The 21,269-nt window shown below is 68.2% G+C and carries 20 protein-coding genes; 3 read left to right on the plus strand and 17 right to left on the minus strand.

Going from position 1 to position 21,269, the window contains the following annotated elements; all coding sequences use genetic code 11:
• Positions 1–3 precede the first annotated feature (3 nt).
• The 4 genes from ACSVDD_RS04285 to ACSVDD_RS04300 form a co-directional block, all read right to left on the minus strand.
• Positions 4–1,056, minus strand: coding sequence for a 2-oxoacid:ferredoxin oxidoreductase subunit beta (locus ACSVDD_RS04285; protein ID WP_448188043.1), 1,053 nt, complete (start codon positions 1,054–1,056; stop codon positions 4–6).
• Positions 1,053–2,894, minus strand: a complete 1,842-nt coding sequence (locus ACSVDD_RS04290; protein ID WP_448188044.1) for a 2-oxoacid:acceptor oxidoreductase subunit alpha — start codon at positions 2,892–2,894, stop codon at positions 1,053–1,055. Before ACSVDD_RS04290 ends, ACSVDD_RS04285 begins: the two co-directional genes overlap by 4 nt.
• Complete coding sequence (locus tag ACSVDD_RS04295; RefSeq protein ID WP_448188045.1) at positions 2,879–4,672, minus strand: FAD-dependent oxidoreductase; 1,794 nt, start codon at positions 4,670–4,672, stop codon at positions 2,879–2,881. Before ACSVDD_RS04295 ends, ACSVDD_RS04290 begins: the two co-directional genes overlap by 16 nt.
• A gap of 201 nt (positions 4,673–4,873) precedes the next feature.
• On the minus strand, positions 4,874–5,428 hold the full coding sequence (locus tag ACSVDD_RS04300; protein WP_448188046.1) for a gamma carbonic anhydrase family protein: 555 nt from the start codon (positions 5,426–5,428) through the stop codon (positions 4,874–4,876).
• Positions 5,429–5,633: 205 nt separating this feature from the next.
• Between ACSVDD_RS04300 and ACSVDD_RS04305 the strand changes: the two genes are divergently transcribed.
• On the plus strand, positions 5,634–5,888 hold the full coding sequence (locus tag ACSVDD_RS04305; protein ID WP_448188047.1) for a type II toxin-antitoxin system VapB family antitoxin: 255 nt from the start codon (positions 5,634–5,636) through the stop codon (positions 5,886–5,888).
• Positions 5,885–6,277 (plus strand): type II toxin-antitoxin system VapC family toxin, encoded by a 393-nt coding sequence (locus ACSVDD_RS04310; RefSeq protein ID WP_448188048.1) that lies wholly within the window; start codon positions 5,885–5,887, stop codon positions 6,275–6,277. Before ACSVDD_RS04305 ends, ACSVDD_RS04310 begins: the two co-directional genes overlap by 4 nt.
• A 40-nt stretch (positions 6,278–6,317) precedes the next feature.
• Here ACSVDD_RS04310 and ACSVDD_RS04315 read toward each other — a convergent pair whose 3' ends face one another.
• From ACSVDD_RS04315 to ACSVDD_RS04365, 11 genes are all read right to left on the minus strand, one after another.
• Positions 6,318–7,160 (minus strand): ureidoglycolate lyase, encoded by an 843-nt coding sequence (locus tag ACSVDD_RS04315; RefSeq protein ID WP_448188049.1) that lies wholly within the window; start codon positions 7,158–7,160, stop codon positions 6,318–6,320.
• A 16-nt stretch (positions 7,161–7,176) separates the two neighbouring features.
• The gene (locus ACSVDD_RS04320; protein ID WP_448188050.1) at positions 7,177–7,920 is read right to left on the minus strand and encodes an SDR family oxidoreductase; all 744 of its coding nucleotides are present in this window, start codon (positions 7,918–7,920) and stop codon (positions 7,177–7,179) included.
• 19 nt (positions 7,921–7,939) lie between these two features.
• Positions 7,940–8,686, minus strand: coding sequence for an SDR family NAD(P)-dependent oxidoreductase (locus ACSVDD_RS04325; protein ID WP_448188051.1), 747 nt, complete (start codon positions 8,684–8,686; stop codon positions 7,940–7,942).
• A gap of 10 nt (positions 8,687–8,696) precedes the next feature.
• Entirely contained in the window at positions 8,697–10,427 is a 1,731-nt protein-coding gene (araD, locus tag ACSVDD_RS04330) for an L-arabinonate dehydratase (protein ID WP_448188052.1), read from the minus strand.
• Positions 10,424–11,158 (minus strand): FadR/GntR family transcriptional regulator, encoded by a 735-nt coding sequence (locus tag ACSVDD_RS04335; RefSeq protein WP_448188053.1) that lies wholly within the window; start codon positions 11,156–11,158, stop codon positions 10,424–10,426. Before ACSVDD_RS04335 ends, araD begins: the two co-directional genes overlap by 4 nt.
• A 4-nt stretch (positions 11,159–11,162) precedes the next feature.
• A complete protein-coding gene (locus ACSVDD_RS04340) occupies positions 11,163–11,864 on the minus strand; it encodes an RraA family protein (protein WP_448188054.1) in 702 nt (233 codons plus the stop codon).
• 4 nt (positions 11,865–11,868) lie between these two features.
• Entirely contained in the window at positions 11,869–12,765 is an 897-nt protein-coding gene (locus tag ACSVDD_RS04345) for a carbohydrate ABC transporter permease (protein ID WP_448188055.1), read from the minus strand.
• Between the two features lie 12 nt (positions 12,766–12,777).
• The gene (locus ACSVDD_RS04350) at positions 12,778–13,722 is read right to left on the minus strand and encodes a carbohydrate ABC transporter permease (protein ID WP_448188056.1); all 945 of its coding nucleotides are present in this window, start codon (positions 13,720–13,722) and stop codon (positions 12,778–12,780) included.
• A gap of 61 nt (positions 13,723–13,783) precedes the next feature.
• On the minus strand, positions 13,784–15,091 hold the full coding sequence (locus tag ACSVDD_RS04355; RefSeq protein ID WP_448188057.1) for an ABC transporter substrate-binding protein: 1,308 nt from the start codon (positions 15,089–15,091) through the stop codon (positions 13,784–13,786).
• Positions 15,092–15,163: 72 nt separating this feature from the next.
• Positions 15,164–16,237, minus strand: coding sequence for an ABC transporter ATP-binding protein (locus ACSVDD_RS04360; RefSeq protein ID WP_448188058.1), 1,074 nt, complete (start codon positions 16,235–16,237; stop codon positions 15,164–15,166).
• Positions 16,238–16,240: 3 nt separating this feature from the next.
• Entirely contained in the window at positions 16,241–17,281 is a 1,041-nt protein-coding gene (locus ACSVDD_RS04365; RefSeq protein ID WP_448188059.1) for a C-terminal binding protein, read from the minus strand.
• Between the two features lie 279 nt (positions 17,282–17,560).
• Here ACSVDD_RS04365 and msrA point away from each other — a divergent pair, with 279 nt between their 5' ends.
• Complete coding sequence (gene msrA, locus ACSVDD_RS04370) at positions 17,561–18,193, plus strand: peptide-methionine (S)-S-oxide reductase MsrA (RefSeq protein ID WP_448188060.1); 633 nt, start codon at positions 17,561–17,563, stop codon at positions 18,191–18,193.
• Between the two features lies 1 nt (position 18,194).
• Here the strand turns inward: msrA and boxB are convergent, their stop codons facing one another.
• Together boxB and boxC are read right to left on the minus strand one after the other, a co-directional pair.
• Positions 18,195–19,622 (minus strand): benzoyl-CoA 2,3-epoxidase subunit BoxB, encoded by a 1,428-nt coding sequence (gene boxB, locus ACSVDD_RS04375; protein ID WP_448188061.1) that lies wholly within the window; start codon positions 19,620–19,622, stop codon positions 18,195–18,197.
• 2 nt (positions 19,623–19,624) lie between these two features.
• Positions 19,625–21,250: a 2,3-epoxybenzoyl-CoA dihydrolase gene (gene boxC / locus ACSVDD_RS04380; RefSeq protein WP_448188062.1), complete on the minus strand. Its 1,626-nt coding sequence runs from the start codon at positions 21,248–21,250 to the stop codon at positions 19,625–19,627.
• Between the last annotated feature and the right edge of the window lie 19 nt (positions 21,251–21,269).

Consider the following 21,269-nt stretch of genomic DNA (forward strand, 5'->3'; position numbering starts at 1 on the left):
TTTTCAGCGCAGCGCGGCGTTCACCCTGGCGAGGGCCGCAGCCCCCGGACACAGCTCGGCGTCGCCCAGCCGGTTCAGCGGCACCGCCACCGTGTTCAGGCGGTCGTGCAAATCGCCGGAGTCCGGCTCGACGTAGAGCAGACCGGTAACGATTTCGCCCTCCGCCTGCCGTTCGGCAAGATGATTCATCGCCGCGACGCGATCGTGTACGTCATAATCGCCCGCCACCGCACGCAAACGCACCACCGAACCGTCGTGCAGCGTCACCTCCCCCACCATCCCCGGCTCGGACGTGGCGGTGATCTCGGCGCGGTGCGGCACGAAGTCGGGCCGGTTGATCGCCTCGTTGTGTTCGCGCACGTAATCATAGCTCTTGGTCGAGCCGGCGTGGTTGTTGAACGTCACGCACGGGCTCAGCACGTCGAGGAAGGCCGCCCCACGGTGGCGCAGCGCCGCCTTGATGAGCGGCACCAGCTGCGCCTTGTCGCCCGAAAAGCTCCGTCCGACGAAAGTGGCGCCCATCTGCAAGGCGAGGCTCACGAGGTCGATGGGGTCGTCAGGGTTGATCGCCCCCTTCTTGCTCTTGGAGCCGCGGTCGGCGGTGGCCGAGAACTGCCCCTTGGTCAGGCCGTACACGCCGTTGTTCTCGACGACGTACAGCATGTTCACGCCGCGCCGGATCGAGTGGACGAACTGCCCCAGGCCGATGGACGCGCTGTCGCCGTCGCCTGACACGCCCAGATAGACCAGATCGCGGTTGGCGAGGTTCGCCCCGGTCAGCACCGAGGGCATGCGCCCGTGCACGCTGTTGAACCCGTGCGAGGCCCCCAGGAAGTACGTCGGCGTCTTCGACGAGCAGCCGATGCCCGACAGCTTGGCGAGCCGGTGCGGCGGCAGATCCAGCTCGAAGCAGGCCTGGACGATGGCGGCGCTGATCGAATCGTGCCCGCAGCCGGCGCACAGCGTGGACACCGCGCCCTCGTAATCGCGCCGGGTGAAGCCCAGCGCGTTGGCCGGCAGCGCGGGGTGGTGAAGCTTCGGCTTCAGGTAGGTCATGACATGGCCTTCCGCAGCGGAACGACGTTGAGCGCCGAGAGCTTCTCGGCAATGGCCCCGGCAATGAAGCGCGCGGTGATCGGCGTGCCGTCGTAGTGCAGCACCGGCATCAGCTTGGCCGGATCGACGGCGCCCTCGTTGACCAGCAGCGTGCGGAGCTGCGCGTCGCGGTTCTGCTCGACCACGAACACGATGTCGTGCCGTTCGACGAACGCGGCCACCTCGTCGCCGAAGGGGAAGGCGCGGACGCGCAGCGCGTCCACGTGCAGTCCCTGCGCCTCCAGCGCGTCCAGCGCCTCGTGCATGGCCGGCGCCGTCGAGCCGTAGTGGATCAGGCCGAAGCGGGTCGGCTGCTTGGCCCTGCGCGGCACCGCGGCGGGCACCAGCGTGGCCGCGGTGGCGAACTTGCGCAGCAGGCGCTCCATGTTGTCGACGTAGACCGCGCCCTCCTCGGTGTAGCGGGCGTAGGCGTCCTTGCTGGTGCCGCGGGTCAGGTGGGCGCCGCGCTCGGGGTGCGTGCCGGGGTAGGTGCGGTAGGGGATGCCGTCGCCGTCCACGTCCTTGTAGCGGCCGAAGTCCTTCCCGGCCTCCAACTCTTCGAAACCCGTCACCTTGCCGCGGTCCATGCGGCGGGTGTCGTCCCAGGCGAAGGGCTCGCACAGCCACTCGTTCATACCGATGTCCAGGTCGGTCATGACGAAGACCGGCGTCTGCAAACGGTCGGCGAGGTCCAGCGCGGTCGCCGCGAACTCGAAGCACTCCCGCGGGTCCTCGGGAAACAGCAGCACATGCTTGGTGTCGCCGTGCGAGGCGTAGGCGGCGAGCAGCAGGTCGGACTGCTGCGTGCGCGTCGGCATGCCGGTGGACGGGCCGCCGCGCTGCACGTCGATGAGCACCGCCGGGATCTCGGCGAAGTAGGCCAGCCCGAGGAACTCCTGCATCAGCGAGACGCCCGGCCCGGAGGTGGCGGTGAAGGACCGCGCCCCGTTCCACGCAGCGCCGATGACCATGCCGATGGCGGCCAGCTCGTCCTCTGCCTGAACGATGGCGTAACGCGCCTTTCCGGTCTCCGGGTCGGTGCGGAGGGTCTTGCAGTGCTTGGCGAAGGCCTCGGCGACGGAGGTGGAGGGGGTGATGGGATACCACGCCGCCACCGTGGCGCCGCCGTAGACGCAGCCCAGCGCCGCGGCGTTGTTGCCGTCCACGAAGATGCGCTCGCCCACCGCGTCCGAACGCTCGACACGCAGGCCGATGGGGCACGTGAGGTTCGCCAGCGCGTAATCGCGGCCGAGGTGCAGCGCGTGCACGTTGGCGGCGATCAGCTTTTCCTTGGCCTTGAACTGCTCGGCCAGCAGGCGTTCGATCTCCGCGGGGTCGATGTCCAGCAGGGCCGACAGAACGCCGACGTACAGGATGTTCTTGAACAGCTGGCGCTGGCGCGGGTCGGCGTATTCCCGGTTGCAGATGGCGGTCAGCGGCACGCCGATCACCGTCAGATCGTCGCGGAACTTGGCCGCCGGCATCGGCTTGGTGCTGTCGTAGAGCAGGTAACCGCCGGGCTCCACCTCGGCCACGTCGCGGTCCCAGGTCTGCGGGTTCATGGCGACCATCAGGTCCGCGCCGCCGCGCCGGCCACGGTAGCCGGCCCCCGACACCCGCACCTCGTACCACGTCGGCAGGCCCTGGATGTTGGAGGGGAAGATGTTGCGGCTTGCTACCGGCACGCCCATGCGCAAAATCGCCTTGGCGAACAGCTGGTTGGCGCTGGCCGAGCCGGAGCCGTTGACGTTGGCGAACTTGACGACGAAGTCGTTGGTGCGCGTTAGCGGCTGTGGCATGCGGTGCCTCCCGCGTGGCTCATTTCGAGGAAGAACTTCTGCATGTCCCAGGCTCCGGTCGGGCAGCGTTCGGCGCACAGGCCGCAGTGCAGGCAGACGTCCTCGTCCTTGATCATCACCCGGCTGGTCTTCAGCGCGTCCGACACGTAGAGTGGCTGGTCGAGGTTGGCGGCCGGCACCTTCAGGCGCGAGCGCAGGTCGGCCTCCTCGCCGTTCTCGGTGATGGTCAGGCAGTCCACCGGGCAGATGTCGAGGCAGGCGTCACACTCGATGCACAGGTTGGTGGCGAAAGCCGTCTGCACGTCGCAGTTCAGGCAGCGCTGCGCCTCCTCCCAGGCGAGCTTGAGGTCGAAGCCGAGTTCCACCTCCACCCGCACGTCCTTGAGCGCCACCGCCGTGTCGCGCAGCGGCACCTTGTTGCGGGGGTCGTTCGACGGGTCGTTGTCGTAGCTCCACTCGTGCAGGCCCATCTTCTGGCTGATGAGCGTCACGTGCGGCGGCGGCCTCTCGCGCAGGTCGGCGCCCTGGCAGAAGGCGTCGATGGAAATCGCCGCCTCATGGCCGTGGGCGACCGCCGTGATGATGTTCTTCGGCCCGAACGCCGCGTCGCCGCCGAAGAACACCCGCGGCAGCGTGGATTGGAAGGTGACCTTGTCCACCACCGGCATGCCCCGGCGGTCGAATTCGATGCCGATGCCGCGCTCGATCCAGGGGACGCTGTTGTCCTGGCCGATGGCGACCAGCACGTCGTCGCAGGCCATGTGAATATCCGGCTCGCCGGTCGGGACCAGACTGCGGCGGCCCGTCTCGTCGTAGCGGGCTTCCACCCTTTCGAAGAGGACGCCGGTCAGCGTGCCGCCGGTGTGGGTGAACGCCTTGGGGACGAGGTAATTGTGGATGGGGATGCCCTCGTGCATGGCATCCTCCTTCTCCCAGGGGGAGGCTTTCATCTCCTCGAAGCCGCTGCGCACCACCACCCGCACATCCTCGCCGCCCAGGCGGCGCGCGGTGCGGCAGCAGTCCATGGCGGTGTTGCCGCCGCCCAGCACGACGACCCGCTTGCCGATGCGCCCGGTGTGGCCGAAGGACACCGACGCCAGCCAGTCGATGCCGATGTGGATGTTGGCGGCGGCCTCGGCGCGGCCGGGCACGTCCACGTCGCGCCCGCGCGGCGCGCCGGTGCCGACGAACACGGCGTCGTAACCCTCGTCCAGCACCGATTTCAGGCTGCCGACCCAGGTCCCGAAACGGGTCTCGACGCCCATGCCGAGGATGTAGCCGACCTCCTCGTCCAGCACCTCGTCGGGCAGGCGGAAGCGCGGGATCTGGCTGCGCATCATGCCGCCGCCCTTGGCCTCGCCGTCGTAGACCACGACGTGATAGCCCAGCGGAGCCAAGTCGCGCGCCACCGTCAGCGAGGCCGGGCCGGCGCCGATCAGCGCCACGCGCTTGCCGTTCTTCTGCACGGGCACCTTGGGGAAGCGGGCGGTTACGTCCGTCCGCTTGTTGTCGGCGGCGACGCGCTTCAGGCGGCAGATGGCCACCGGCTCCGCCTCCACCCGGCCGCGACGGCAGGCGGGCTCGCAGGGGCGGTCGCAGGTGCGGCCGAGGATGCCGGGGAAGACGTTGGACTTCCAGTTGATGAGATAAGCGTCGTCGTAGCGGCCGGCGGCGATCAGGCGGATGTACTCGGGGACCGGCGTGTGGGCCGGGCAGGCCCACTGGCAATCGACGACTTTGTGGAAATAGTCCGGGGTGCCGGTGTCGGTCGGCTTCATGCCGCACCTCCCCGGCCCACGCCAGACATTGGCGACGGCCCGTCAACCGCCGCGACGACGCGGCGGGCCTTGCTGGACCTCATGTACCCTCCCAAGTCCCGGCCGTCATTGGGGGTGCCGGGTTCTCTTACAGCCGAAGCCGCTCACCCTTATTACATGCACTTGCGGGGCGAATTCGCAAGAGGTCCGCTGTCCGGACTGTCAGCCGGCCTCGCGATACGTGCGGGCCAGCTTGGCGTAATGGTTGGCGTCCCAGGCCAGGAAAGCGACGTCGTCGGGGCTGAGATCGCGCATGAATTTCGCCGGGCTGCCGCCCCAGAGCTGGTGCTTCAGCACGCGCTTGCGCGGCGTGACCACGGCGCCGCCGGCAACCATGGACTCGGTCTCGACCACCGCACCGTCCAGCACGATGGCGCCGATGCCGACCAGACAGCCGTCCTCCAGCACGCAGCCGTGCAGGCGGGCGCCATGGCCGATGGTGACCCCGGCGCCGATGCTGGTGGCGTGCGACTCCAGCGTCACGTGGATCATCGTGCCGTCCTGGACGTTGGTGCGCGGGCCGACCTTGATGGCGTGATCGTCGCCGCGCAGCACGCAGCCGAACCACACGCTGGCCTCCGCGCCGATCTCCACGTCGCCGATCACCGCGGCGCCGGGGGCGATGTAGGCATCGTCGGCGATGCGCGGCCAGACGCCGCGGAACGGCAGGATGATCGCGCCGGGATGGCGCGCCGCCAGATCAGTGTTCGACACCATGCTCTTCCCTTTCTCTTTCGGGCCTCAGCGCTTCGGCTTCGTTCCGGCCGGCCCCTGCTTCCATGGACTGTTGGCACACCGAACATCAGGCGGCAAGCGCAGACGGCTTCGATGAGGGATGCCGGCCGTGCATGACCGGTCGAGGTTGCTGCTTGCCGCGGAACCGGGGTAGACTGGTCGCCTTGCATGGTGGAAAGGAACCCGGATGGGCCTGAACATCAAGAACGAAGAAGCACATCGCCTTGCGCAGGAGCTTGCGACGCTGACCGGTGAGAGCATGACGACGGCTGTCACAGAAGCGTTGCGCGAACGCTTGAACCGTGTTCGCGGCGACACGAGCGGAAGACTCGCGGACCGGCTGCTGGCCATCGGCCGCGATTGCGCATCCCGGCTGAAGGAACCCTATCGCTCCGCCGATCATGGCGATCTGCTTTATGACGACAAGGGCCTTCCGCGATGATCATCGACACGTCGGCGCTGATCGCTGTGCTCCGTGATGAAGAGGATGCTCCTGTCTTTGCCGCAGCCATCGAACAGGCGAAGGTGCGGCGCATTTCAGCCGCCAACTTTCTGGAAGCCGCCGTCGTCATCGACGGCAGCCGCGATCCGATCGCAAGCCGCCGGTTCGACGACCTCATCCGCGAAGCGAGCATCACCATCGATCCCATCACAGAAACGCACGCGAAAATTGCCCGTGACGCATATCGCGACTTCGGCCGGGGAAGCGGCCACGCCGCCAAGCTGAACTTCGGAGACTGCTTCGCCTATGCGCTCGCGAAAGCCACGGGCGAGCCTTTGCTCTTCAAAGGCAACGATTTCTCCCGCACGGACATAGCCGCAGCGCTTTAACGGGATGCAGGGGCTTTTTGGCCCCTGGCCCCTTGCAAGATCACGCCTGCACCGTCTTCTGCGTCTGCACGCCCAGCCCCTGAACGCCCAGCCGCATGGTCTGGCCGGCGCGCAGGAAGACCGGCGGCTTCTGGCCCATGCCGACGCCGGGCGGCGTGCCGGTGGAAATGATGTCGCCGGGTTGCAGGCTCATGAAGCGGCTGAGATAGCTCACCAGGTGCGCGACACCGTAGACCATGGTGCGGGTGCTGCCATTCTGGAAGCGGCGGCCGTCCACCTCCAGCCATAGGTCGAGCGCCTGCGGGTCCTCCACCTCGTCGGCCGTCACCAGCCAGGGGCCGATGGGGCCGAAGGTATCGTGGCTCTTGCCCTTCACCCACTGGCCGGTGCCCTCCAACTGAAAGGCGCGCTCGGAGACGTCGTTGACCACGCAGTAGCCGGCGACGTGCTTGAACGCATCCGCCTCGCTCACGTACTTGGCCGGGGCGCCGATGACCACGCCCAACTCGACCTCCCAGTCGGCCTTTTCCGAGCCGCGGGGGATCTCCACGTCGTCGTCGGGGCCGCAGATGGAGTTGGTGGCCTTCATGAAGACGACCGGCTCCTTGGGCACCGCCATGCCGGACTCCGCGGCGTGATCGGCGTAGTTGAGGCCGATGCAGACGAACTTGCCCACGGCGCCGACGCACGGGCCGATGCGCGGGGTGCCCGGCACCAGCGGCAGCGAGGCCGGATCGATCCCGCGCAGGCGGGCGAGGCCGCCCGGCGTCAGCACCTCTCCGGCGATGTCGCCGACCGTGGCGGACAGGTCGCGGATGCGGCCTTGGCCGTCGAGCAGGCCGGGCAGCTCCTGGCCCTTGGGGCCGTAGCGCAGCAATTTCATGGCTATTTCCTCTCCCCTACAGCGTCCAGCCGCCATCAATAACGTGAATGGCTCCGGTGGTGAAGGCGGACTCGTCGGAGGCCAAGTATACCGCCAGTGCCGCTATTTCCTCCGGCCGGCCCAGCCGCGCCATGGGCTGGCGGGCGATGAAGGCGGCGCGCGCTTTCTCCACGTCGCCCTGCGCGGCGATGCGCTCGTCCAGCGAAGGTGTCTGCACGGTGCCGGGGCAGATGGCGTTGCAGCGGATGCCCTGGCCGATGAAGTCCGCCGCGATGGACTTGGTCAGGCCGATCACCGCCGCCTTGGTGGTCCCGTAGACGAAGCGATTGGGCGCGCCTTTGATGCTCGACGCCGCCGAGGACATGTTGACGATGCTGCCCCCGCCCGCCTTCAGCATGGCCGGCAGCAGCGCCTTGCACATCCGGTACATGGACTTGACGTTGAGATCGACGGCGAAATCCCATTGCTCCTCGGTGCAATCCAGCACCGTGCCGTGGTGCACGAAGCCCGCGCAGTTGAACAGCGCGTCCACCGCGCCCACCTCGGCGGCCAGCGCCGCCACCGCTGCGTTGTCGCGCACGTCCAGACGGCGCGTGCGGATCTCCGGGTTCTCGGCGGCCAGCGTGGCAAGGGTTGCCTCGTTGACGTCGGTCGCCAGCACGCTCGCCCCCTCATGCGCGAAGGCCAGCGCCGAGGCCCGCCCGATGCCCTGCCCCGCCGCGGTGATCAACGCGGTTTTTCCTCTGAGCCGTCCGCTCATGGTTCCCTCCCCCAATTTTTCAGTAGGTCGCCCGTCCACCGCTGAGATCGAAGACCGCGCCGGTGGTGAAGGAGTTCTCGGCCGACACCAGCCACGCCACCATGGCGGCGATTTCCTCCACCTGAACGAAGCGCCCGCGCGGGATCTTGGACAGCATGTAGCCGATGTGCTCTTCGGTCATCTGCTCGAAGATGCGCGTGCGCGCGGCGGCGGGGGTGATGGCGTTGACGGCGATGTCGTGGCCGGCGAGTTCCTTGCCCAGCGACTTGGTCAGCGCGATGACGCCGGCCTTGGCGGCGCTGTAGGCCGAGGCGTTGGGGTTGCCCTCCTTGCCGGCGATGGAGGCGGTGGTGACGATGCGGCCGTAGTTCTGCGCGATCATCCCCGGCACCACGGCGCGGCAACACAGGAAGATTCCCGTCAGGTCGATCTCCAGCACGCGGCGCCACTCCTCGGGCGGGTATTCCCAGACCTTCAAGTTGGGGCCGGAGATGCCGGCGTTGGCGACCAGGATGTCGATGCGGCCGAGGTCGTTCGCGGTTTTGGCGGCGGCGGCGTCCACGCTGGCAACGTCGGTGACGTCCACGGCGACGGCGTGCGCGGCGGCGCCGAGTTGGGCGCGGGTTTGTTCGGCGAGCGCGCCGTCCTGGTCCCACAGGCTGACCAGCGCGCCGGACTCCAGCAGCCGTTCGGCGATGGCCCGGCCGATGCCCTGGGCACCGCCGGTGACGACGGCGCGGCGGCCGGCGAGATCGATGCGGTTCATGGATAGGCTCCTAATGCGATTCCCTGGGGACGGCCGCGCCCCTGCACCCGACGAGGAAGTCGAAATCCGCGCCCTTGTCGGCCTGCATGACGTGCTCGACGTAGAGCGACTGGTAGCCGCCCTTCATGGCCGGCTCAGGCGCTGTCCAGGCCGCGCTACGGCGGGCAAGCTCCTCGTCGGACACATCGAGGTGCAGACGCCTTGCCTCGACATCCAGTTCGATCATGTCGCCGTCGCGCACCAGCGCCAGCGGGCCGCCGGCCGCGGCTTCGGGGCAGACGTGCAGCACCACCGTGCCGTAGGCGGTGCCGCTCATCCGGGCGTCGGAGAGGCGCACCATGTCGGTGATGCCCTTCTTCAGCACCTTCGGCGGCAGGCCCATGTTGCCGACCTCGGCCATGCCCGGATACCCCTTCGGGCCGCAGTTTTGCAGGACCATCACGCAGGTCTCGTCGATGTCCAGGTCCGGGTCCTCGATGCGGGCGTGGTAATCCTCGATGCTGGTGAACACCACCGCCCGGCCGCGATGCGTCATCAGGTGCGGCGAGGCGGCGGAAGGCTTGAGCACCGCGCCGTCCGGCGCCAGATTGCCGCGCAGCACCGCGACGCCGCCGTGCTCGACCAAAGGACGGTCGAAGCCGCGGATGACCTCCTCGTTCCAGTTCTTCGCGTTGGCGCAGTTCTCCCACAGCGTTTTGCGGTTCACCGTCAGCGCGTCCTTGTGCAGCAGCCCCGCCTCGCCCAGCGCCCGCACCACGGCGGGCACGCCGCCGGCATAATAGAAATCCTCCATCAGGAAGCGGCCGGAGGGCATCAGATCGACCAGCGTCGGCACCTCGCGGCCCAGCCGGTCCCAGTCGTCGAGCGTCAGCTCGATGCCCACCCGCCCGGCCATGGCGATCAGGTGGATAACCGCGTTGGTCGAACCGCCGATGGCGCCGTTCACCCGGATGGCGTTCTCGAAGCTCGCCTTGGTGAGGATCTTGTCCATGGTCAGGTCTTCGTGGACCATGGCGACGATGCGCTGCCCGGCCATGTGCGCCAGCACGTTGCGGCGGGAATCGGCGGCGGGGATCGCGGCGTTCTGCGGCAGGCCGAGGCCCAGCGCCTCGACCATCGACGCCATGGTGGACGCCGTGCCCATGGTCATGCAGTGGCCGACCGAGCGCGACATGCACGCCTCGGCGTCCATGAAATCCTCAAGACTCATGGTGCCGGCCTTGACGTCCTCGCTGAACTCCCAGACCGAGGTGCCGGAGCCGATCAGGCGGTTGCGGTAATGCCCGTTCAGCATCGCCCCGCCCGACACCACCAGCGTCGGCAAATTGCAGCTTGCCGCGCCCATGACCAGCGACGGCGTGGTCTTGTCGCAGCCGCACAGCAGCACCACCCCGTCGATGGGGTTGCCGCGGATCGACTCCTCCACGTCCATTGACGCCAAGTTGCGGAACAGCATGGCGGTCGGGCGCAAATTGGTCTCGCCCAGCGACATCACCGGGAACTCCAGCGGGAAGCCGCCGGCCTCGTAGACGCCGCGCTTGACCCGCTCGGCCAGCAGGCGGAAGTGCGCGTTGCAGGGCGTCAGTTCCGACCACGTGTTGCAGATGCCGATCACCGGGCGGCCGTCGAACAGGTGGCTCGGCAGGCCCTGGTTGCGCATCCAGCTGCGGTGGATGAAGCCGTCCCTGTCGTGCCCGCCGAACCACGCCTGCGAGCGCAGCGGCTTCTTCGCTTCGGTCATCGAATGCTCTCCTTGACGCTGCGGATGTCCTCGGCGGTGCGGTCGAGCAGGTCGCGCATGGCCGCGCGCGCCGCCTCGGGGTCGCGGTTGCGGATGGCCTCCAGCACCGCCGCGTGGCCGGGCAGCGAGCGCTCGTGCGCGCCGGGGCTGGACTTGGACAGGCGGAAGCTGGCGCGCAGCGCCGTGCGGATCAGCGCGCCCAGCGGTCGCAGGAAGGCGTTGTGCGTCGCCTCCATGATGGCGAGGTGGAAGCGCACGTCGGGCTCGACCGAGGTCTCGGCGTCGGGCGCGTCCGCCATGGCGGCGTAAGCCGCGGCGATGCCGAGGATTTCCGCATCGCTGGCGCGCCCCGCCGCAAGCGCTGCGGCGTGCGGCTCGACGACGCGGCGGATCTCCAGCAGATCCTCGGCGACGACCGGCAGGTCGGCGCCCGCGCACTGCCACGCCAGCACGTCGGGGTCGAGCATGTTCCAGTCGTCACGTGGCCGCACACGGGTGCCGATCTTCGGCCGCGCCTCGACCAGCCCCTTGGCGGCCAGCACCTTGACCGCCTCGCGCAGCACCGTGCGGCTGACGCCGAACGACGCCCCCAGCGCCGTCTCGTTGGGCAGCACTGAGCCGGGCGCGTAGTCGCCACCGGCGATCCGCGCGCCCAGATCGTGCGCCACCCGCCCGTGCAGGCTGCGGCGCGAGTAGGTGCCGCCGATCTCCAGCATAGGCGCGTCCAGCATGGCCTTAGTGGATCTCGTCGGCGGAACCGATGGCGCGGGCCAGCGCCTCCGCGTCGAAGCCGGGGGCGCGTGCCGCGTCGAGGATCACCGCCTCGCGCCGGGCGACGCGGGCTGCGGCGTCGGGCACGTGGCGGGCGACGGTGTGCGGAATCACCACGGCGCCGTGCCGGTCGGCGTGGATCAGGTCGCCGGGGTGGACGGTCATGCCGTGCACGGTCACGGTGACGCCGATCTGCTCGACCCGCACCCAGGCGTGCGAGGGGCCGACGCCGCCGGCCAGCATCTGGAAGCCCGGCGCGCACATGTCGAGGTCGCGGATGCTGCCGTCGGTGATGACGCCGAGCGCGCCCAGTCCCTGATGCACGGCGGTGTGCACCTCGCCCCAGAAGGCGCCGAAGCCCTTGGGCTGGTCGAGGTCCTGGATGACGACGACGCTCGGCCGCGGGTTGGAATCCACCATGCGGTACCACGCGAGCCGGCGCTCGGCCAACGCCGCGGCGCTCTCCTGCGGCGGGTGCATGGCGCGGATGGTCGCGGTCACCGCGTAGCCGACGATGGGCTTCAGTTCGGGACACGGGCAGAAAAAGGGCTTGGTCGAGTAGCCGTGGCCGCGCCGCTCCGGGACCAGCAGTTCCAGCGCGTTGCAGACCGTCGGCGTGTCCATGGACGACAGCGCGTCCAGATCGGTTTGGGTGATGGGTTCCATGGCGTCACTCCTTGACCGCGCCGGTCATGCTGGCGACGTAGTGCTCGACGAAGAACGAGTAGAGGATCGCCACCGGCAGCGAGCCGAACAGCGCTCCGGCCATCAGCGAGCCCCAATGGTAGACGTCGCCCTCCACCAGTTCGGTGATGACGCCGACCGGGACGGTCTTTTGTTCAGACGACTGAATGAAGGTCAGCGCGTAGATGAACTCGTTCCACGACAGCGTGAAGGCGAAGATGCCGGCCGAGATCAGCCCCGGCACCGCCAGCGGCAGCAGGATCTTCACCAGGATCTGCAAGCGCGACGCCCCGTCCATCAGCGCGCATTCCTCCAGCTCGTAGGGGATCGAGCGGAAGTAGCCCATCAGCAGCCACGTGCAGAACGGGATGAGGAACGTCGGGTAGGTAAGGATCAGCGCCCACTTGGTATCGAACAGCCCGTAGGCGAACACCATGGACGCCAGCGGAATGAACAGGATGGACGGCGGAACCAGATAAGCGAGGAAGATTGCCAGACCGACGAAGCGCGCGCCCTTGAAGCGCAGCCGCTCGATGGCGTAGGCGGCGCAAACCGCGCAGAAAAGCGACAGCACCGTGGACACCACCGAAACCAGCAGTGTGTTCAGCAGCCACTCGGGGTAGGCGGTGTGGAACAGCAGCTTGTCGATGTTGGCCAGAGTCGGGTGCGACACCCAGAACGGGCTGAAATGCTGGAAGTCGTACAGTTCCTCGTTCGATTTAAAGGCGGTGATGCCCATCCAGTAGAACGGGAACAGCAGCACGAACAGGAACAGCAGCAGCGGGATGTACACCGTCACAACGCGGCGCGGGATGGACGTCAGGTAGTCCATGCCGTCGCTCGGCACCTCGTCAATCTTGCCCTTTGCTTTGAAGGGGGGCATCGCATGTCCTCCTCAATCGCCGCCCTGTTGCCAGCGGCGGCGTTGCAGGCCGAAATAGCTGAACAGGATGGCGGCCAGCAGGAACGGGATCATCGAGACGGCGATGGCCGCCCCCTCGCCCAAATGGCCGCCGGGGATGGCGCGCTGGAACGACAGGGTCGCCATCAGGTGCGTGGCGTTCAGCGGCCCGCCGCGCGTCAGCACGTAGATCAGCTGGAAGTCGGTGAAGGTGAACAGCACCGAGAACGTCATCACCACGGCGATGATCGGCGTCAGCATCGGAAAGGTGACGAAACGGAAGCGCTGCCACGCCGTGGCGCCGTCGATGGTCGCCGCCTCGTACAGCGACGGCGGTATGGTCTGCAAGCCGGCCAGCAACGTGATCGCCACGAAGGGGATGCCGCGCCAGATGTTCGCGATGATGACGCTGGCCCGCGCCCAGACGGGATCGCCCAGGAAGTTGATGTAATGGTCGATCAGGCCGAGGCGCAGCAGGGTCCACGAGACGATGGAGAACTGGCTGTCGTAGATCCACCAGAAGGCGATGGCCGACAGCGCGGTCGGCACGATCCACGGCAGCAGCACGATGGCGCGCAGGAACGCCTTGAACGGCAGGCGCCGGTTCAGGATCAGCGCCAGCCAGAGCCCGAGCGCGAACTTGAAGACGCTGGCGACCACCGTGTAGAGCAGCGTGTTGAACACCGACAGCCAGAACACGCTGTCGGACCACAGCATCTCGTAGTTCTCCAGCCCGATGAACACGCCGGCCCGTCCGACGCGGGTGTCGGTCATGCCCAGCCAGACGCCCAGGCCCAGCGGGTAGGCCAGGAACACCAGCAGCACCGTGGCCGCGGGGAGCATGAACAGGAAGCCGAGAAAGCCGCGGCTCTCGCTGAAGCGGAAGCGAGGCGCCGGCAACGCGCGGGTTGGGCGGTGGGCTTTGGTGTCGACGTACATTGGTGGCCTCAAAAGCAACCAAGTCCCTCCCCCGGCGGAGCCGGGGGAGGGCTTCAAACAATCACACCTTGTAGTACCGCATGACCCGCTTCTCGGCGCGGGATGCGGCTTCCTTCGGGGTCTGTTGGCCGCTTGCGGCCTCGGCGAACATGTTGACCACCACATAGTCCGCCATCGCCGCCGCCGACGCCGGCCCGAGCTTTCCGCTGTAGCCGTTCCACAGCATGTTCTTCACCGTGTCGCGGTACGGCGTGTGCTTGGGATCGACGGTCCAGATCGGGTTGTTCTCGTACGCGGCCAGGGGCTGCGTGATGTAACCGATGGCGGCCTGCTGCCAGGGCTCGTACTGCTCCTTCTCCATCATGAAGCGCAGGTATTCCTTCGCCGCGGTCGGGTACTTGGAATACTTGAACACCATCGCCTGGGTGAACAGGTGCAGCTCGGTCGGCTTGCCGACCGGGCCGATGGGCATGTTCACGTGCTCAATGTCCTTGGCCATCGCCTGCATGGACGGGTCGGGCGAGTTCTTGGCGGCGTAGTAGACCGAGATGCCGTTGGCCGTGCAGCCGATCTCGCCGGCCAGGAACGCCTTGTTGTTGTTGGGGTCGAGCCACGACAGCGTTCCGGGGACGAAGGTCTTGTACAGCTCGGCCACGTATTCCAGCGCGCGGATGGTTTCCGGGCTGTTGATGACGACGTTGTTGCCGTCGTCCACCATGCGGCCGCCGAACGCCCACAGGATGCTGTGCGTCCAGGTGTTGCCGTCGCCCACCGCGTTGCCCAGCGCGAAGCCGGCCGGGTGCCCCTTCTTGTGCATGGCCTGGCAGGCTTTGAGGAAGCCGTCGGTGTCGCGCGGCATCGTTTCGAACCCGGCCTCATTGAGCCAGGACTTGCGGTAGACGATGCAGTTGCCGGCCGCACCCACCGGCAGGCCGATCCACTTGCCGTCGCGCATGCCGTAGCGCTTCGGCGCGTCATACCAGCCGCCGTACTTGGCCCCGAGGTACTCGGCGACGTCGGTCAGGTCCACCAGCTTGTCCGGGTACTGGTGCGGGTCGTCGAACCAGCCGAAGATGATGTCCGGCCCGCTGCCGACGTTGGCCGCCACGGCCGCCTTCGGCCGGATGTCCTCCCAGGACTCGGCGTCGATGCGAACCTTGATGCCGGTGGCCTTGGTGAACCGTTCGGTGTTCGCCATCCAGCCGTCCTCGTCGCCCTGGACGAACTTCTTCCAGCGCAGGACGCGCAGTTCGGCGCCCTTCTCCGGCACCAAGTTGAGATCCGCGGCGAAGGCGCCCGATCCCAAGCCCATGCCGAGAGCGGATACAGCGGCGCCCGCCTTCAGAACGTCGCGTCTGGTGAACTCCATGACCGTCCCTCCCTGGTTGGGTCGCCGGCTTCGCCGGTCGGCCGTTGTTTGCCCTGCCCCCGAAAACGTCCACTAAAGCCGTTGCCCGGTGCCCGCGTCGAAGACGTGCCCGGCGTCCGCCTTCGGCACCAGCCGCAACCGCTCGCCGGGATGCAGCGGGTGGCGGTCGGTGGTGGCGGCGCACGCCACCGTGCCACCAACCTTGCAGAAAACCAGCGTGTTGTCGCCGGTCGGCTCGATCACTTCGACCTCGGCCGGCAAGCCTGGCCCGGCGTCGGACGCGATGCGCAGGTGCCCCGGCCGGATGCCGTAGACGACCTCCTGCCCGTCGCGGCCGCCGACGCCCTGATCGGCCTCCAGCACGAGGGTGTCGGGCGTCACCACCCACACCCGGCCGTCCTCGCGCCGCAGCGTGCCGCGGAAGAGATTCATGGCGGGCGAACCGATGAAGCCCGCGACGAACAGGTTGGCCGGCCGGTCGTACAGTTCCAGCGGCGTGCCGATCTGCTCGACGTTGCCGTCGTGCATGACGACAATGCGGTCGGCCATGGTCATCGCCTCGATCTGGTCGTGCGTGACGTAGACCGACGTGGTGCGCAGGCGCTGGTGCAGCGCCTTGATCTCGGTGCGCATCTGCACGCGCAGCTTGGCGTCGAGGTTGGACAGCGGCTCGTCGAACAGAAAGACCTGCGGATCGCGGACGATGGCGCGGCCCATGGCGACGCGCTGGCGCTGCCCGCCGGAGAGCTGGCGGGGGTAGCGGCCCAGGTACGGCCCGAGGTCGAGGATGTCGGACGCTTGCTCCACCCGCCGCTTGATCTCGTCTGCGGGGGCTTTGCGCAGCTTCATGCTGAACGCCATATTGTCGAACACGTTCATGTGCGGGTACAGCGCGTAGTTCTGGAACACCATGGCGATGTCCCGTTCCTTCGGCGGCATCTGGTTGACGACGCGCCCGCCGATGACGATCTCGCCGTCGCTGATCTGCTCCAGCCCGGCGATCATCCGCAGCAGCGTGGATTTGCCGCAGCCGGACGGGCCGACCAGCACCACGAACTCCTCGTCGCCGATGTCCACGTCGATGCCGTGGATCACCTCCAGCCCACCGTAGAACTTGCGCACGTTGCGGATGTCGACGGACGCCATGCCCTATCCCTCCGAAGACCAGCCGCGCTGCGGCGCCAGCCACGCGCGGTTGACGCAGTTGACGAGGCGGCCGTCGCGCAGCGCCGCCACCGCCACCTCGGCCGACTTGCGGCGCAGGTCGCGGATGCTCTCCGGCGAGTAGAAGGCCGCGTGCGGGCTCAGCAGCAGCCGGCCGGCGATCCAGGATTCGGCGGTGCGCCACGCGGCGAACAGCGGGTGGTCGATGCCGCGCGCCAGCGGCTCCAGCGGCATGACGTCGAGCGCCGCCCCGGCCAGCCGCCCGCCCGCCAGCGCCTCGTGCAGCGCATCGAGGTCGATGACCGGCCCGCGCGCCGTGTTGAACAGGATCTGCCCCGGCTTCGCCGCCGCGAAGGCCGCGGCGTCGAGCATCCGGTTCGTCTCGCGGGTCAGCGGCGTGTGCACGCTGACCACGTCAGCCGCCGCCATCAGGTCGGCCAAGCCGTCCGCCCGGCCGAAGCCCAGCGACAGCTCGGTCCCGGTCGGCTTGTACGGATCGTAGAACACCACCTCCATGCCGAACGCCTTGGCGCGCAAAGCGGTGGCGAGGCCGATGCGGCCCAGCCCGACCACGCCGAACACCTGTCCGCGCAGCCGGCGCAGGAGCGGCGGCGTATCGAACGCCCAGCCCGCCTGCGGGTCGCGGCGCAACGCCTCGTCGAAGAGCGCGGTGCCGCGCGTCAGCGTCAGCAGCATGGCGATGGCGTGGTCGGCCACGTCGGTGGTGCCGTAGTCCGGCACGTTGCACACGGCGATGCCCAGCTTGGCCGCGGCGTCCAAATCCACGTTGTCGTAGCCGACACCGGCGCGGACGATGATCCGGGCGTGCGGCATGCGCTCCAGCCACAGCCGGTCGAGCCGCACCTCGTCGTAGGCGAGGACGGCGTCGCAACTCTCCCAATCCTCCGGCGGGATGTCGGTCTGGGCGACATGGTGGCGCGGGATGAAGGCGATACCGGGGCCGGCAACGCCGGTCTCGACCTCCGCCGCATCAGTGAACTTGGCGTCGGGAATCAGGACGCGCATGGCGCCTCATGGCGGCGGCGCACCGCAACGCGGAAAACGGGCATGATAGTCTCCTCCCTGGACGCCGGCCCGGTTGTCCCGAACTCGGCGCGAACGATCCGGCGCACGGATCATTCATCATACAAATCTAGGCCCGATCCCACCCGGCCGCGAAAATGCAAAGGGGGTAACCCAATGAGCCAGGTCGCGGCCCCCTCGCGCGCTTGTGATCCGGTGTGACGCCGCGGGACGGATGAGATCCGCTATATCCTTGCTCAGGAACGACCAAGGGAGGATGCCATGGCTCGCACGGCGTGGACGGGACTGCTGGGGGCGGCGCTGCTCGCCGCGGTGTTCGGGACGATGCGGCCGGGGTCGGCGCAGGACATGCCCAAGGAAAAGCCCGGACTGGCGACCGCGGTGTTCGCCGGCGGCTGCTTCTGGTGCATGGAGCCGCCGTTCGACAAGCTGGACGGCGTGGCCTCGACCACGTCCGGCTATACCGGCGGCAGCGTCGCCAACCCGACCTACCAGCAGGTTTCCGCCGGCCGCACCGGGCACGCCGAGGCGGTGCAGGTGCGCTACGATCCAGCCAAGGTCAGTTACGCGAAGCTGTTGGAGGTGTTCTGGCACAACATCGACCCGGTGGACGCCGGGGGCCAGTTCTGCGACCGCGGCAACCAGTATCGCTCGGCCATCTTCGTCGGCAACGACGAGGAAAAGCGCTTGGCCGAACAATCCAAGGAAGAGGTGGCCGCCCGCCTCAAGCAGAAGATCGCCACGGAGATCGTGCCGGCGACGACCTTCTACCCGGCCGAGGACTACCACCAGGACTATTACCAGAAGAACCCCATCCGCTATCACTACTACCGCTATTCCTGCGGGCGCGATAAGCGCCTGGAGGCGGTGTGGGGTGCGGCGCCCGCGGGGTGACTCAGTGCGCGCCCCGCCGCACGTACTCGAAATCCAACGGGCGGTTGTCGATGCCCTTGGCCGGCGGGGCGATCCAGTTGGCGAACTTGCCCGGTTCGGTGACCGCCACCATCAGTGAGCCGACATACGCCTGATCCTCCGGTGAGGGCAGCCACTCGAACTGCCGGCGCTGCCATTCCTCGGCCGACACCGCCCTGCCCTGCGGATCGACGTGCAGCCCCGACAGGCTGCCGATGGCGCGGTGGAAGGCGCGGTGCGGCAGCGTCAGCCGGACGTCGATGCCATGCGCCTCGATCACCTTGTTCCAGCGGTCGACGCCGCGCTGGCAATCCCGGATGTAGTCGTCGCGCAACCGCTCGTTGAGCGCGGTCAGCGCCGCCGCGTTGCGGGTGACGATGCGGCCGTCCTCGGCCGTGGTGACGCTGTAGGCGGCGTCGGCCAGAACGTGGTCGTCGTCGATCTTCTCCTCGTTGTACCGGCCCTTCAGACCCAGCGTGTAGTAATTGGCGGCGTTGGTGGACAGCTCCTGCCCGAACAGGTCCAGCGACACGGTGAAGTGGAAGTTCAGGTACTTCTGCAAGGTGGGCAGATCGATGCCGCCGAAGCGGCGCACGTCGTCGGTGCGGTGCTCGCGCATGATCTCACAGGCGCGCTGGATGATGCGGCCGACGCCGGTCTCGCCGACGAACATGTGGTGCGCTTCCTCGGTCAGCATGAACCGGCAGGAGCGCGCCAGCGGATCGAACCCGCTCTCGGCCAGGGAGGCGAGCTGGTACTTGCCGTCGCGGTCGGTGAAGAAGGTGAACATGAAGAACGACAGCCAATCCGGCGTGCGCTCGTTGAAGGCGCCGAGCAGGCGCGGCTTGTCCGGGTCGCCGGAATGGCGCTCCAGCATCGCCTCGGCCTCCTCGCGGCCGTCGCGGCCGAAATAGGCGTGCAGCAGGTAGACCATCGCCCACAGGTGCCGCCCCTCCTCCACGTTGACCTGGAACAGGTTGCGCAAATCGTACAGCGACGGGCAGGTCTGGCCGAGAATGCGCTGCTGCTCGACCGAGGCCGGCTCGGTGTCGCCCTGGGTGACGATCAGGCGGCGCAGCGTCGCGCGGTGCTCGCCGGGGACCTGCTGCCACGCCGGCTCGCCCTTGTGGACGCCGAAGGCGATGCGGCGGTCCTGCTCCTGCGGGGAAAGGAAGATTCCCCAGCGGTACTCGGGCATCTTGACGTAGCCCCAGTGCGCCCAGCCGCCGGCATCGACGCCGACCGCGGTGCGCAGATAGACGTCCAGATCGCCGGTGCCCACCGGACCGAGGTCCTGCCACCAGCGCAGGAAGCCCGGTTGCCACTGCTCCAGCGCGCGTTGCAGGCGCTTGTCGTCGGCAAGGTTGACGTTGTTGGGGATGCGGCTGACGTAGTCGATGGCGGTGGTCATGGTCACACCCTCACCTTGTCGAACGCGGCGCGGCGGCCGGTTCCGTAGAGTTTCAGGGCACCGGCTTCGCCGACCGCGTTCGGGCGCTGGAAGATCCAGTTCTGCCACGCGGACAGGCGGGCGAAGATCTTGCTCTCGATGGTCTCCGGGCCGGCGAAGCGCAGGCTCGCCTCCATGCCCGTCAGCGCGTCGGGGGAGAAGCCGGAGCGCTCCTCGACCGCGACGCGGATCTCGTCGTCCCAGTCGATGTCGTCGGGGGCGAAGGTGACGAGACCCTGGTCCAGCGCATCGTCGCCGTCGAGGTCTTCGCCGATGAGCTTTTGCAAAGCCTCGGCGTGGTCCGGCGTGGCGAGGAAGCGGCTTTGCAGGCGCGTCAAGCCGTTGGGCATCGGCAACGGGCCGAAATTCATGGCCGTCAGGCGGAGGACCGGCGCGTCGTCGCCACCGTCCAGCATGTAGCTGCGGTCGGACGCCAGCGCCAACTCCAGCAGCGTGCCGGTGAAGCAGGAACCGGCGTCGATCACCGCGAACAGGCTGCGCGCCGTCACGTCCAGGCGCTTGAGCACGCGGGCGAGATACAGCGTGGTTTCCCGCAGGAACCAGTCCGTGGGGTCGGCGAGCAACGCCGCGTCGGCGGCCTCGACCAGGGCGGCGTCGCCCTCCGTCTTCAGCAGCCACGTGCCGAGCGTCGTCTCGTTGAAGCGCAGGTGCAGGATCAGGTCATCCAACTCCCGCGCCATAGCGAGCGGCCAGAACGCGGCGCCGTCTTCCGGCTTCGGCGTCGTCGTCGGCGCCCGCACGGTGATGGTGACCGTGCCGGCGGAGCGGTCCAGCGTCGCGGAGACGTGCGTGTAGTCGATGCGGTCGCCCCCGGTGCGGCGCTCGATGGCCGGCAGCGCGATGCCGGTGCCGGTGCGGCCGGACCGTTCGGCAAATTCCTGGGCACGCGCCTGGGCGGCCTCCATCAGTTTGGAGCGCGGGACCACCTCGTCCACCAGCCGCCACTCGACGGCGCGGCGGCCGCGGATGCCCTCCTCCAGCGTGCAGAACACGTCGGCGTGGTCGCGGCGCACCTTGCGCTTGTCCACCAGCCGCGTCAGCCCGCCGGTGCCGGGCAGCACCGCCAGCAGCGGCACCTCGGGCAGCGACACCGCGGTGGAGGAATCATCGGCCATGACGATCCAATCCGTCGCCAGCGCCAGCTCATAGCCGCCGCCGGCCGCCGTGCCGTTGACCGCGCAAATCCAGGTCTGGCCGGCCTTGGCGCCGGATTCTTCGATGGTGTTGCGGGTCTCGTTGGTGAACTTGCAGAAGTTGACCTTGTGGTGATGCGAGGACTGCGCCAGCATCGGGATGTTGGCCCCGGCGCAGAACACCCGCTCCTTGCCCGAGGCGACCACCACGGCGCGCACCTGCGGGTGCTCGAAGCGCAGGCGTTGCACGGCGTCGTACAGCTCGATGTCGACGCCGAGGTCGTAGGAGTTGAGCTTCAACTGGTAGCCCGGCACCAGCCCGCCATCCTCGGCGACATCCAGCGTCAGCGTGGCGACGGCACCATCGACGCTCAGGCGCCAGTGCCGGTAGCGGTCCGGGTGCGTGCGGAAATCGATCGGCGCGCTTATCTCCATGGCCTCCCTCCCCAGGGGT

Source organism: Azospirillum terrae (genome assembly GCF_053470425.1).

What these genes read in the sequence shown, in the direction of transcription:
- ACSVDD_RS04320 (WP_448188050.1), bottom strand. Translation starts at nt 7,920, where the DNA reads ATGAGCGGACGGCTCAGAGGAAAAACCGCGTTGATCACCGCGGCGGGG.
- boxB (WP_448188061.1), bottom strand. Translation starts at nt 19,622, where the DNA reads ATGACCACCGCCATCGACTACGTCAGCCGCATCCCCAACAACGTCAAC.
- msrA (WP_448188060.1), top strand. Translation starts at nt 17,561, where the DNA reads ATGGCTCGCACGGCGTGGACGGGACTGCTGGGGGCGGCGCTGCTCGCC.
- ACSVDD_RS04350 (WP_448188056.1), bottom strand. Translation starts at nt 13,722, where the DNA reads ATGTACGTCGACACCAAAGCCCACCGCCCAACCCGCGCGTTGCCGGCG.
- ACSVDD_RS04345 (WP_448188055.1), bottom strand. Translation starts at nt 12,765, where the DNA reads ATGCCCCCCTTCAAAGCAAAGGGCAAGATTGACGAGGTGCCGAGCGAC.
- ACSVDD_RS04355 (WP_448188057.1), bottom strand. Translation starts at nt 15,091, where the DNA reads ATGGAGTTCACCAGACGCGACGTTCTGAAGGCGGGCGCCGCTGTATCC.
- ACSVDD_RS04365 (WP_448188059.1), bottom strand. Translation starts at nt 17,281, where the DNA reads ATGCGCGTCCTGATTCCCGACGCCAAGTTCACTGATGCGGCGGAGGTC.
- ACSVDD_RS04360 (WP_448188058.1), bottom strand. Translation starts at nt 16,237, where the DNA reads ATGGCGTCCGTCGACATCCGCAACGTGCGCAAGTTCTACGGTGGGCTG.
- ACSVDD_RS04305 (WP_448188047.1), top strand. Translation starts at nt 5,634, where the DNA reads ATGGGCCTGAACATCAAGAACGAAGAAGCACATCGCCTTGCGCAGGAG.
- ACSVDD_RS04315 (WP_448188049.1), bottom strand. Translation starts at nt 7,160, where the DNA reads ATGAAATTGCTGCGCTACGGCCCCAAGGGCCAGGAGCTGCCCGGCCTG.
- boxC (WP_448188062.1), bottom strand. Translation starts at nt 21,250, where the DNA reads ATGGAGATAAGCGCGCCGATCGATTTCCGCACGCACCCGGACCGCTAC.
- ACSVDD_RS04310 (WP_448188048.1), top strand. Translation starts at nt 5,885, where the DNA reads ATGATCATCGACACGTCGGCGCTGATCGCTGTGCTCCGTGATGAAGAG.
- ACSVDD_RS04340 (WP_448188054.1), bottom strand. Translation starts at nt 11,864, where the DNA reads ATGGAACCCATCACCCAAACCGATCTGGACGCGCTGTCGTCCATGGAC.
- ACSVDD_RS04295 (WP_448188045.1), bottom strand. Translation starts at nt 4,672, where the DNA reads ATGAAGCCGACCGACACCGGCACCCCGGACTATTTCCACAAAGTCGTC.
- ACSVDD_RS04285 (WP_448188043.1), bottom strand. Translation starts at nt 1,056, where the DNA reads ATGACCTACCTGAAGCCGAAGCTTCACCACCCCGCGCTGCCGGCCAAC.
- ACSVDD_RS04335 (WP_448188053.1), bottom strand. Translation starts at nt 11,158, where the DNA reads ATGCTGGACGCGCCTATGCTGGAGATCGGCGGCACCTACTCGCGCCGC.
- ACSVDD_RS04290 (WP_448188044.1), bottom strand. Translation starts at nt 2,894, where the DNA reads ATGCCACAGCCGCTAACGCGCACCAACGACTTCGTCGTCAAGTTCGCC.
- ACSVDD_RS04300 (WP_448188046.1), bottom strand. Translation starts at nt 5,428, where the DNA reads ATGGTGTCGAACACTGATCTGGCGGCGCGCCATCCCGGCGCGATCATC.
- araD (WP_448188052.1), bottom strand. Translation starts at nt 10,427, where the DNA reads ATGACCGAAGCGAAGAAGCCGCTGCGCTCGCAGGCGTGGTTCGGCGGG.
- ACSVDD_RS04325 (WP_448188051.1), bottom strand. Translation starts at nt 8,686, where the DNA reads ATGAACCGCATCGATCTCGCCGGCCGCCGCGCCGTCGTCACCGGCGGT.